The organism is Neochlamydia sp. EPS4 (assembly GCF_000813665.1).
Classification (GTDB): Bacteria; Chlamydiota; Chlamydiia; order Chlamydiales; family Parachlamydiaceae; genus Neochlamydia.
This window is the reverse complement of sequence record NZ_JSDQ01000037.1, coordinates 1-10,969: the sequence shown is the minus strand read 5'-3', so window position 1 is coordinate 10,969 and position 10,969 is coordinate 1. Positions and strand designations below refer to the sequence as shown.

The 10,969-nt window shown below is 37.9% G+C and carries 10 protein-coding genes; 8 read left to right on the top strand and 2 right to left on the bottom strand.

The features are described 5' to 3' along the window. Position 1: 1 nt before the first annotated feature. From DB42_RS03080 to DB42_RS03065, 5 genes are all read left to right on the top strand, one after another. Entirely contained in the window at positions 2 to 1,186 is a 1,185-nt protein-coding gene (locus DB42_RS03080) for a type II secretion system F family protein (RefSeq protein WP_044881692.1), read from the top strand. Between the two features lie 20 nt (positions 1,187 to 1,206). After that, positions 1,207 to 1,596, top strand: coding sequence for a type II secretion system protein (locus DB42_RS03075; RefSeq protein ID WP_044881691.1), 390 nt, complete (start codon positions 1,207 to 1,209; stop codon positions 1,594 to 1,596). Then, the gene (locus DB42_RS03070; protein WP_044881690.1) at positions 1,574 to 2,227 is read left to right on the top strand and encodes a Tfp pilus assembly protein FimT/FimU; all 654 of its coding nucleotides are present in this window, start codon (positions 1,574 to 1,576) and stop codon (positions 2,225 to 2,227) included. The genes DB42_RS03075 and DB42_RS03070 overlap by 23 nt, the downstream gene beginning before the upstream one ends. A 352-nt stretch (positions 2,228 to 2,579) precedes the next feature. Then, a complete protein-coding gene (locus DB42_RS10815; RefSeq protein WP_080502701.1) occupies positions 2,580 to 2,747 on the top strand; it encodes an IS630 transposase-related protein in 168 nt (55 codons plus the stop codon). Then, positions 2,744 to 3,082: a transposase gene (locus DB42_RS03065; RefSeq protein ID WP_080502700.1), complete on the top strand. Its 339-nt coding sequence runs from the start codon at positions 2,744 to 2,746 to the stop codon at positions 3,080 to 3,082. The genes DB42_RS10815 and DB42_RS03065 overlap by 4 nt, the downstream gene beginning before the upstream one ends. An 18-nt stretch (positions 3,083 to 3,100) precedes the next feature. Here DB42_RS03065 and DB42_RS10295 read toward each other — a convergent pair whose 3' ends face one another. Then, a complete protein-coding gene (locus DB42_RS10295; RefSeq protein WP_052435942.1) occupies positions 3,101 to 7,114 on the bottom strand; it encodes a tetratricopeptide repeat protein in 4,014 nt (1,337 codons plus the stop codon). A 732-nt stretch (positions 7,115 to 7,846) separates the two neighbouring features. Beyond that, on the bottom strand, positions 7,847 to 8,878 hold the full coding sequence (locus DB42_RS03055) for an aldo/keto reductase (protein ID WP_044881688.1): 1,032 nt from the start codon (positions 8,876 to 8,878) through the stop codon (positions 7,847 to 7,849). A gap of 381 nt (positions 8,879 to 9,259) precedes the next feature. Here DB42_RS03055 and DB42_RS03050 point away from each other — a divergent pair, with 381 nt between their 5' ends. The 3 genes from DB42_RS03050 to DB42_RS03040 form a co-directional block, all read left to right on the top strand. Continuing rightward, positions 9,260 to 9,868, top strand: a complete 609-nt coding sequence (locus tag DB42_RS03050) for a hypothetical protein (RefSeq protein WP_052435941.1) — start codon at positions 9,260 to 9,262, stop codon at positions 9,866 to 9,868. Between the two features lie 37 nt (positions 9,869 to 9,905). Next, positions 9,906 to 10,583, top strand: a complete 678-nt coding sequence (locus tag DB42_RS03045; protein ID WP_155117402.1) for a hypothetical protein — start codon at positions 9,906 to 9,908, stop codon at positions 10,581 to 10,583. A 16-nt stretch (positions 10,584 to 10,599) separates the two neighbouring features. Then, positions 10,600 to 10,969, top strand: a 370-nt coding sequence (locus DB42_RS03040; RefSeq protein WP_044881686.1) for a hypothetical protein, incomplete at its 3' end; no start/stop codon positions are given.

Here is a 10,969-nt window from a genome sequence, read left to right as displayed (position 1 = left end):
TATGCCCCTATATAGCTATGAAGCCCTTGACTCCTTGGGTAAAAAACGCACCGGATTGATTGAAGCGCAAACTGAAAAAGAGGCTAAGGAAAAACTGCGCAGCCAAGGCACCATGTTAAAAAAGCTTGCCTTGCGTACAACTATCTCTAAAAAGCAAAACCTTAAAGGTGATGTCCTTTTAGCTTTTACTTTACAGCTCTCTCAATTAGTCAGTGCAGGAGTTCCTCTCTATGAAAGCTTATTAGCCTTAGAAGAGCAATACCGTACAGACTCCTGCCATCGGGTAGTTTTAAGCCTTTGCGAACAGATTAAAGCTGGCCAATCGCTCTCACAAAGCATGGGTAACTTCCCTGATAGTTTTGATAAACTTTATTGTTCAATGATTACCGCCGGGGAGGCTGTAGGAGCGTTAGATATAGTCCTGGACAAACTTAGTCAATTATTGCAAAAGCAAAATAAATTGAAGAAGCAAATCATTACAGCTATGGTCTACCCTGCTATCCTTGCTGCATTTTCATTTTTAATCATTCTTATGCTGCTAGGGTTTGTTGTTCCTTCAATTGAGGGCATCTTTGTCGATCGCCAATTAAATGGCTTTACAGAATTTGTACTAGGAATGAGCCGAGGGTTTAGGAGTTACTGGTGGATTGCCCTACCTTCAGTTCTAGCGGGGATTATCTATCTTGTTCACTTCTTGCGGAGCCTCCATGGTAGGCTCTGGCTTGAACGTAACCTGATCAAAGTTCCCTTGCTTAAAACGCTCATTATTCAAACCTGTGTAGCGCGCTTTTGCCGCACGATGGGAACTTTGCAGCAAGGAGGATTGCCCGTTATCAACTCTTTGCGCATTTCGCGTGAAGTGATGCATAATATTGTGCTAGAAGAAGAGGTAAAAAAGGCAGAAGGAAAAATTATTGAAGGAAGTTCTTTAAGTGCTGAACTGATGCATTCTCGTTACATTCCTAAGCTAGTTCCTCGCATGCTAGCAGTAGGTGAAGAATCAGGCAATGCGATTGCCATGTTTAATAAGGTGGCAGATATATATGAAAATGAGATAGAAAAGTCACTAGAGCGGGTAATGGCGCTTGCACAACCTGTGATATTAATCGTGATGGGAACCATTATTGGCGTCGTGCTACTAGCTATTTTGCTCCCCTTAACAGACGTAAGTTCATTGACTATGTAATTGCATCCTATGGAGGTTTCATGAAATCCTATGTGTTTAAAAAAAGATATATTACTCTAATTGAAATTATGATTGTGATGTTTTTGATTGCCTTAATAGCGGGGGTTATTACTTACAACTACCGAGGGAGCTTAGATGAGGGCAAAGCTTTTAAAACGCGAGCGGCAATAGACAAAATCGAAACAATTTTAAATTTGAGTGCCGCTGAAGATCCTGCTTTGTTAGATCACTTAGATTCTGAATGGAAGAAAGTAATCATTGCCTCTCCTCTAGTAAAAAACCCTGACGATCTGATTAAAGATGGCTGGGGGCATGAATTTAGAGTCACTTCTGAAAATAATGCTATCCATGTCTCTTCGGATAAATATAACGAATATAAAAGAAGCCATGCGACCTTATTCAAAAAGTAAGCATATCAAAAAGCGTTTCATCACCCTTTTAGAGCTGCTAATGGTAATGGCAATCTTAGCTCTGACCTTAGGAGTAATAGGCTTTAATGTCCATAAAGCTTTACGTGAACAGCGCTTTAAGACCGAAACCGACCTAGTCGTAGATTACTTAAGGCTAGCTCAAAACTTAATGTTGATCATGAATGCTGATGTGCATGTTATCTTTGAGAGTGCTCAAAATAATCAAGCTAACCTCATGCGCCTTAAAGTAGAGGGTAATCTAGATGATAAGTTACTAGAGCTTGTGACAAATAAAGAAAAACCTCTGCACTCTATTCAGCTGATTGAATTTTATGATGAAAATAGAACCCATCATGAATCCAATAAAATAGATGTTAAGTTTTTCTCCAAGGGCTCAGTGATGAGCAAAGGAGTGATGCGACTGGCCACGCATGCACAAAGCAACACATCAGGTATACTGGAAAGGTTTATCTACTTGCCTGGTTATCCTCAACCGATCGTTAGTACGCTTACTAACAGTCCCGGCCTCACCTCTAAGGAAAAGCAAAATGCCGATTTTGAGATAAAACTCATCAATGCTACCGTGCAAGAAATTCAAGAGAAAAAATTAGCCAAGAGTAATAGTTTATGATTCTCCTTAAGTCTACAGAAAACATTTTAACAATTTTCAACGTTCGATAGGATGAAGGCACCTCCAGCATACTCGAAAGGCAGCCTAAAAGTTACTCTAGATCCTTGATCAGCAGCGACCTATAGGATAACTTCTAAAGCTGATTAGATGGCGTCCCTAGGGCTTAAAAGTTATAAAAAAACTATTTTTGCCTAGCCTGTGTTAAATAAACCTTTAAGAAGAGGCCTAGTAGGTTATTGCAAAATGTTGTTACAGTGGGATGATTTCCCATATAAGCGGTAGGCGAGCTCTAAGGCTTTGCTATAATTATTTAAATTCTATTTTTCTAAGGATGTATGTATAATCAATTGGCATGGTATATTCACACGATTTAAGAAAAAAAGCTTTGAATTATATAGAGAATGGCGGCTCAATGGTCACAGCTAGTGAGGTGTTTGGCGTAAAAGTTCGCACGTTAACAAACTGGATTAAGCGGAAAAAACAAGGTGATCTAGCTCCTATGCTAGAGAAAGCTTTATAGCAGCTAAACAGAAGTCTAAAATTTTAGCTCCTTTTTGTTATACAGGTACTTGTAATTCTCTTTTGTTTAACTTTTGGCTAGAAAAAATATTGATACCTGAACTTAAAGCAGGACAAGTTCTGATAATGGATAATGCTACCTTCCATAAATCGCAAGCCACTCATGAGCTTATCAAAAAGGCAGGGTGTGAGATTTTATTTTTACCGCCTTATTCTCCAGATTTAAACCCTATTGAAACTTTTTGGGCTAATTTTAAGAAGATTGTGGCAGCAAACTTAAGCAAATTTTCTATTCTTGCTCAAACCATTGATTACTCTTTTTCAAGTATATGTTAATGGTAAGAAATTTAAAATTTAAACCACTATAGTATGCTCAAATGCCTTATCAAAATTGCCTTGTTGTTGATAGATACCTCCTAGATTATTATAAAGAATTGCTGTGTTTGGATGATTTTCACCAAAAAGCTTAACGCTAATGGTAAGCGCTTTGTTGCTATACTCAGCTGCCTTGCCTAAATTGCCTTGATCTTTATAGATTTGTCCTAGAGTGCTGTAACAAATTACCACCCTAAGATGATTTTCACCAAAAAGCTTGAACTCAATGTCAAGCGCTTTGTTGATATGTTCTGCCGCTTTGTCTAAATTACCTTGGGCTCTATAAATTTGTCCTAAATTGTTATAATGAGTTGCCACACTAGAATGATTTTCACCATACAGCTCAAGGTTAATGGCAAGCGCCTCTACCATATACTTTCCCGCCTTATATAAATTGCCTTCGTCTTTGTAGATTGCTCCTAAATTATTGTAATATCTTGCTATGTTGGGATGATTTTCGCCAAATAACTTAAGGTCAATGGCAAGCGCTTTGCTGCCATACTCTGCCGCTTTTTCTAAGGTACCCTGGTCTCGGTAGATTAGTCCCAGGTTATTATAACAAATGGCAACGAGGGGATGATTTTCACCAAATAGCTTAAGATTAATGACAAGTGCTTTATTTAAATACTCTGCCGCCTTTTTTAAATCGCCTTGTTTTTTATAGATTTGTCCTAGGTTATTATAATAAGTTGCCACACTAGAATGATTTTCACCATACAGCTTAAGATTAATGGCTAGCGCTTTCTGGATATACTCCCCTGCCTTGTCTAGATCGCCTTGAACGTTGTAGATTTGCCCTAGGTTGTTATAATGAGTTGCCACACTAGAATGATTTTCACCATAAAGCTTAAGGTTGCTGGCTAACGCTTTGCTGCTATGCTCTACCGCCTTTTCTAAATTGCCTTGCTCTTTGTATATTGCTCCTAAGTTGTTGTAATCTCTTGCTACGTTGGGATGATTTTCACCAAAAAGCTTAAGATCAATAACAAGTGCTTTGCTATTATATTCTGCCGCCTTGTCTAAATTACCTTGTTCTTGATAGATTTGCCCTATGTTATTGTAACGAATGGCCACTTTAGGATAATTTTCACCAAATATCTTAAGATCAATGACTAGCGATTTATTAACGTATTCTGCCGCCTTTTCCAAATTGCCTTGCTCTTGGTAGGTTTGTCCTAGGTTATTGTAACAAATGGCCAACTTAGGATGGTTTTCACCATAAAGCTTAAGGTTGATGGCTAACGCTTTGTTGCTATACTCCACCGCCTTGGCTAGATTACCCTGGTTTTTGTAGATTGCTCCTAGATTACTGTAACAAGCTGACACAGTAGAATGATTTTCACCATAAATCTTAAGGTTGATAGCTAACGCTTTAGTACTGTACTCTACCGCTTTGTCTAAATTGCCTTGATCGTGGTAAATGTTTCCAAGAGCACTTAAAACCTCCGAATTTTCTGGATTTTCTTCTGTTGCGAAAAGATAGCATTTTTCTGCTTTTTTATATTGAAAAAGCCTTAAGGCTATATCCCCTTGTGTCTTTGGCGAATTATCTTCCAAATCAGAAGATTTAAGTATGCCTTCATTGCCTGTTAGAAATGATGTAATCGCTTGATAGAAAGGAATAAAGATCTGATAGATTTTTTTTATCTTTTTTAAAGCTTTATGATCTAAGGCAAACTGCTTTTTAGTAAGCTCTTGGTCCTCAAATCCAAAGGGGTTAAGGAGAGGATTCATCATCTCCTGTTGCGCTTGATAATGAAAATAGGTTTTAAGGCGCATGAATAATCCTAGGCTCATCCATTCCCTTAACCTTTCAGTGGCTCCTTTCTTTATAATCTCTAACTCGCTTAGCTTATCAATCCTAGTAAAAGTATCGGTAGCTGCTATTCTTTTAAGAAGAGCTAGCCTATCCAAAGCTAAATGAGGAAAACGATAAAAATCATTTTTAGCTTTAAAAAGCATGCCATTCCTGTCTAAATCACCCATTCCTGGGTTAAAAGCTTCCATATCAGCTTTCACAAGGTGCTTCTTAGCTAAGTACTGGCGAAGGTTAAATCCTTCTCGATAAGTAATATCCAGCTTCTCTTGAAGTTTTTCACCATATTGCCGAGTTAATTCCGGATTACCTATTAGATAAGTAAAGGTTAAAAGCTCCATCGGAAGGTGAGGCTCTTTTTCATGCCACCACTGGCCTTTTTCATCTTTGCCAATATACTGGGCCATCATTTCAGGAGTTTGTATAAGCTCAAATGTCTTACCATTGCCTAAAGGAGTTTTACACCCTTTTCCTTCTACTCCTGCCCCATCAAAGGCAAAGCCTCTTGATGTTACACCGTCAAAAAAATTGATGACTTTTAAGCAAGGAATGTTTAAAGCAGGAAGGATAGTTTCTCCTAAGTTGATCACTTGCAAGTGAAGAAGGATTGTAAAACTCTTGAAATATTCTCTATTTACTGAACTATCTTCTTTTATAAGAATACCAAATTCTAGGTCTGAATAAGGAGTCATCTCTTCTCTAGCTAAGGAGCCAAAAGCTATCATGGCGTATTCACATGGAACAGCCCCTAAATTGTCAAAAACTTGTATTGCAAGCTGCTCAAAGAAAATTTTTATCTTACAAGCTATCTCAGCATAAAGCTCTCTTACTTTTTGAGAAGAAGGATTCTCAGGCAGAATTTGTATTTTCTCCTCTATTTCTTCTCTAAAAATTTTTAAGGTGCAGCGATTGCTTTCAAATTGTTTCTTCATCACCTTAGAATCAGAAGGTTTGCCGTTACATTGTTTAACAAGAAGATTTTGAACTTGGGAAAGTCTATCTTTAAGAACTTTTTGCCGCTCTTGAGAAGCTAGGCGTAAGGCATAATTGTAAAGGCCCGCCGCTTGCAAAAGCGTTTCTGATGCCTCTTTTCTTAAATAAAGATCACCTAATTTTTCTATGCAAAAGCTCTCTTGAATAGGGTCTTTCTCTTCAACAGCAAGTTTTAAAGCTTGCGTGTAGGCTTCTTCTGCTTCTTTTATCTCCTCATCAGATAAAAGCTCCCTACTACCCAATGTCTCTAGGGGGCTTTTTAATGCATTCATAGGTAAAGAATTAGAAAGAAAAACAGTAGAAGAGCTTTTCGAATTTAATAGAAGAGAAAGGTCTAGCTTTAAATGCTTCTGCGCATACACAAAGTGACCCCCTAAGTCCACGATAAAAATGTATTCTTTGGGTCTTTCTTTTTGAGGGATAGTTTTCCATTCCTGCGATCTATTCTCTTCAGATAAGCCTTGTTCTGAAAAGATTAGCCTATCATGTATACCACAAACCAACTTCTCTTCATTAATCGTTACTAGCCTGATAGGAATAGATAAGGCCGAGGCTAATAGATCACCTTCACCTAAGCCACTTATCCAAGCAGCTTTTCTTTTTATTTCTTCGGCTCTTTCGCTGTCGGTGTGTTTAACAATATCAGCGAGCACTTGCCTTAAATAAGGAATTTTATCTTTACAATCGTCTAATAAAGGAATTTTTCTAGAAAGGCATGCATAGCTTCCTAAAAAAGCGCTAAAGAAGCAGTCTCCATCACTAGCCACACCTTTTAATTCAAAGCCTTCTTCTATTAGGTAAGCAGCTGCGGCATTTACTTTTGCTTTTATCGAATCACTAATGATAGTAGTAGAATCCTGCCATAGAGCCACTGCTATTTGAGTTTCGTCCCAATGGCAAGAAGAAAGATCTACGGATTGTACCTTATCACCAGGTTGCTCTTCTTGCAAACCAACTTCGAAGCTTTCTGGATACAGCTTTTTCCATAAATGGGTTTGTTCAACTAATCGCTTCCATTCTTTGCAGACTAAGCTTGCCTGGCATAGGTCTTGGCATCCCAGTTTTTCGAAGATCTCTAAGCTAATCTCGGTATAGGGGCCTAGTTTTCGATCCTGTTCCCTTTTTTCTATTTCTTTAAATTCAGGAAATGTAAAAGAGCTAGTGGATAAATTGTCTAGATTCATTCGCCTATCCGGTTTTTAGCTTTACTTGTATTTCAATGCACGTGTTGCGTTATATGCTCTTCTTCTTGACTATAGTTCACTTGCTTATACAAACAAAAAATTAAGGTTTTTTTCTGCTTTTCTTCTCTCTCATATTCAGAGCTTTTTAAGCAAAATTTCTTTCTATCTCACTAACATCTTGAACAAAAGTTCGATACTCTTGGCTTAATCCCCTTTATGTTATCTTATCGCTTCAGAGGTTCCGCATACCTCTCCGAGGCCTATCTTGTCCAAAGTAGCTGCCAAAATTCTAGATAATACTCGTGGTGGTGCAGCATCGCTTATTTGCTAGCAAACTATTATCTTCTCCATCTCCCTATTCATATTCTGCTTCAAACGATTTGCTACAAATTGCTGACTCTTAATTTTTGCCTGCCTCTTGTACACTAAGTTAATTTTTGGTAGGCAATGTGCTTATCATCTTCTATTAATGAGTATGGGCAAGCAGGCCTATAGGCAACCTTTTCTTTTTAAATTGCTGAGGCGATTTTTCATGTAAAAATATTAAAATTCATTTTAAATTAGCAGATTCATGGAGCCTACATACTCAAGCTATTAATCCGCCCTAAAACAGCTTCTAGAAAAGCTTTTACATTTTTTTCCAAGCTTATTCATGCATAAGGACAAGATAATCTCATCGCTAAACCCCCTCTTAATTCTCTTGAGTATAATCCATTGATCTTCTTTTATTGTTTACCTCATTAAAGGAGAAGGATTTCTTTCACGGGAAAAGCGTTGATGCCAGTAAGGATAAGAAGGCATCTTTTCACTCACCTTGTCAAGTTTGGCCACTTGCTCTTGAGTCAAATTCCATCCTATGCTTCCTAAATTTTGCTTAAGCTGTTCTTCGTTGCGTGCTCCTAACACGATGTTAGCCACTGTAGGACGCTGTAATAGCCAATTGATGGCCACTTGAGGAATAGTTTTCTCAGTTTCTTGTGCAACTTCCTCTAAAACATCGAGAACATCGTATAAGAATTCATCGTCAACCTGAGGACCTCCTATATCGCCGCCAGATTTAAGCCTTCCTTCGGGTAAAGGCATCCCTCGGCGAATTTTCCCCGTAAGCCTTCCCCATCCTAAAGGACTCCAAGCCATTAAACCGATGCCCTGATCTAAGCCTAGAGGCATAAGCTCTTCTTCATAATCGCGTCCTATTAAAGAGTAATAGCCTTGGTAAACGACGTAACGAGCTAAGCCATATTTTTCAGAAACGGCTAAAGACTTCATCACATGCCATCCGGAGAAGTTAGAACAGCCGATATAGCGCACCTTACCGCTTTGAATTAAATGGTCTAAAGCTCCTAAAGTTTCTTCCACAGGAGTGAGCGCATCAAAAGCATGCATAAAGTAGATATCAATATGATCGGTATCTAGCCTTTTTAAGCTAGCCTCACAAGCTTTTATGAGATGAAAACGGGAAGATCCCTGGTCATTAGGCCCCTCACCCATTTGGAAGGTGGCTTTAGTAGAAATTAATACCTTTTCTCTTTTACCCTTTAAAGCCTGTCCTAAAATTTCCTCGGATCTGCCTTGCGAATAAACATCCGCCGTATCGAACAAATTAAGTCCCTTATCCAAGCAAAGTTCAACTAGCCTAGTAGCTTCTTTTACATCCGTTTCACCCCAGGGCTTAAAAAATTCGTTAGTACCTCCAAAGGTAGCTGTCCCAAAGCTTAATACAGGAACTTGAAGGCCCGACTTTCCTAATTGACGATACTCCATACTTAAACCCTCGTGATTTTTTGTTACTCTAGAACTTTAACCATTAAAAATATTCATTTACGCAATATTTTTCGTTTCTTCTTTAAGAAGGAAAGAGAAGATCTTGATAAAAAACAACTAAGCAAAAACTCTTTATCTTTGGATATTAACCTACAAGATGTTCTTTACTCTTTAGTTAAGTGCTGACTTGCTCCCTTCCTATCCAGCTTAATCTTGCATCTGCCCTTAGTCTTATTTAATGTAATTCTTTATAAAAATCTATAGATAACTTAAAACCTTAAATATCTTTAGCAGTTAAGGTCGATAGTCTAACGCATTTGGATATACATTAAAAAGTCGGGTAAGATAAAATCAAAACATTTAACTTCTTATATTTAAAGCATGCAAGTTCCCTTTATCTCTTTTTTTGTATCGCTCTCAAAAGTATTACCTCCTCGCCTCTACTTAAAGCGCTCCAGCAGACCTTATTCTCGAAGGCATGTTTTACTTCTGGAAGTGCTTATCGCTTTTGCTCTTACCGGGTTGTGCATCTTTCCTTTAATCTACCCCCAAGTTGCCATCGCTAAATCCCAACGTGAATTTATCAAGAAGATAGAGCTTGATCGCGTAGTGACTTTGCTGTTTGCCCAAATTTATCAAGACTTATTTACTAATAAGATTAACTGGGCAGATATTGAAGAAAAAAAAAGTTTTGCCCTCTCCTCAGAAGATCTTAAAGCACTTAATCAACTACAAAGTCTGCCTTTTAAAGGCTCCTATCATTTCGAACCGATTATTCATAAACCTAAGGGAAATACTTCTCAGCAAGAGTCTACCGCCTATCTTATTCACCTGATCTTTAAATTTACTTCCGACCTTACCCCAAAAAATAAAATAAACGCTCAGCAAGCCCTAATTTATAAATATAAAATATTCATTTTGCGTGACCTTAGAGGTTCAAAATTAGCTCCTCAGGATCACGAACAATCTTCTCCCCTCTATGAAATATAAAAAAAAATTCATTACCTTAATAGAGCTAATGGTTGCTATGGCATTGACCTCATTGCTCCTTACGCTGCTTTTACATTTTTATCGTGATATGGAGTGGTGGAATCAAGATATCAATAAATCCCAAGTTAAAGCTTTTCAGATATTTTATGTGCAGAATCGTCTTTCTGATATCCTTTCCCATGCGGTCTCTCCCCGTACAGAGGAAAAAGATTTTTTCTTTTATACTAGCCAAGATGTTAATGGCTTATTAAAGCCTAATAATCCTAGCTTAGTTTTTACCTATCATTTTGGACCCAACCGTGATCCTTTATTTGCTAATCATGTACTAGGACGCCTGTATGTAGATGTTCATGATAATCTACGTTTAGCCACGCTTCCTTCTCCCAAATTTTGGCCCTCTCTTGCCTCTCTGAGGATGAGAAATGAAATTTTGATGGAAGGTATAGAGTCTTTAGCTTTCAATTTTTATATTCCTCCCCAAAAAGATCGTTCTTTAGTTGGCAATAAAGCGCCGCAAGGAAGTTTTAATAAAGATAATTATCCATTAGTAGATATTCAGCCTGCAGACAGCTGGGAACACTCGGAGTGGAAAAGCGAATATAACCAGTTACCTGCCATGATTAAAATTATCCTAAAAGCTAAAGAGAGAAAAGAACCGATTACTTTGATCTATCCATTCCCTTTTTCTGATTTTACCATCATTTATAATAAATAAGATTTAAGGTCTACCCATGAATATCCTTATCTATGTCATGAGCCTTTTAATGATGCTTACTTTATTGACGTATGGACGTTTAGAAATCTATCGTAGTTTTGTAATCACTCAAAAAGAACTGGAGCGCTACAGATCCAGGATTGGCCATAGTGCTATCGATAACGGCGCTAAGCAATGGTATGCATGGACTACTTTTTCAAGCCAAGAGAGTAACAAGAAAAATTCGGCTCCTAAAGAAGCAAGTCCCCTCATTAATCTCTATTGGTTACTTCATCCGGAGGCTAGCAATTTTTATCCTCAAGTCGAAGCTACTTACCGTAACCTATTAAAAAAGATTATCCACCAAGTTTTTGGCGAGCAAACAAATTTTAAGGAAGCCTTAAATA

Coding starts and splice junctions, on each gene's coding strand:
- DB42_RS03080 (WP_044881692.1), top strand. CDS start 2: ATGCCCCTATATAGCTATGAAGCCCTTGACTCCTTGGGTAAAAAACGC.
- DB42_RS03075 (WP_044881691.1), top strand. CDS start 1,207: ATGAAATCCTATGTGTTTAAAAAAAGATATATTACTCTAATTGAAATT.
- DB42_RS03070 (WP_044881690.1), top strand. CDS start 1,574: ATGCGACCTTATTCAAAAAGTAAGCATATCAAAAAGCGTTTCATCACC.
- DB42_RS10815 (WP_080502701.1), top strand. CDS start 2,580: ATGGTATATTCACACGATTTAAGAAAAAAAGCTTTGAATTATATAGAG.
- DB42_RS10295 (WP_052435942.1), bottom strand. CDS start 7,114: ATGAATCTAGACAATTTATCCACTAGCTCTTTTACATTTCCTGAATTT.
- DB42_RS03055 (WP_044881688.1), bottom strand. CDS start 8,878: ATGGAGTATCGTCAATTAGGAAAGTCGGGCCTTCAAGTTCCTGTATTA.
- DB42_RS03050 (WP_052435941.1), top strand. CDS start 9,260: ATGCAAGTTCCCTTTATCTCTTTTTTTGTATCGCTCTCAAAAGTATTA.
- DB42_RS03045 (WP_155117402.1), top strand. CDS start 9,906: ATGGCATTGACCTCATTGCTCCTTACGCTGCTTTTACATTTTTATCGT.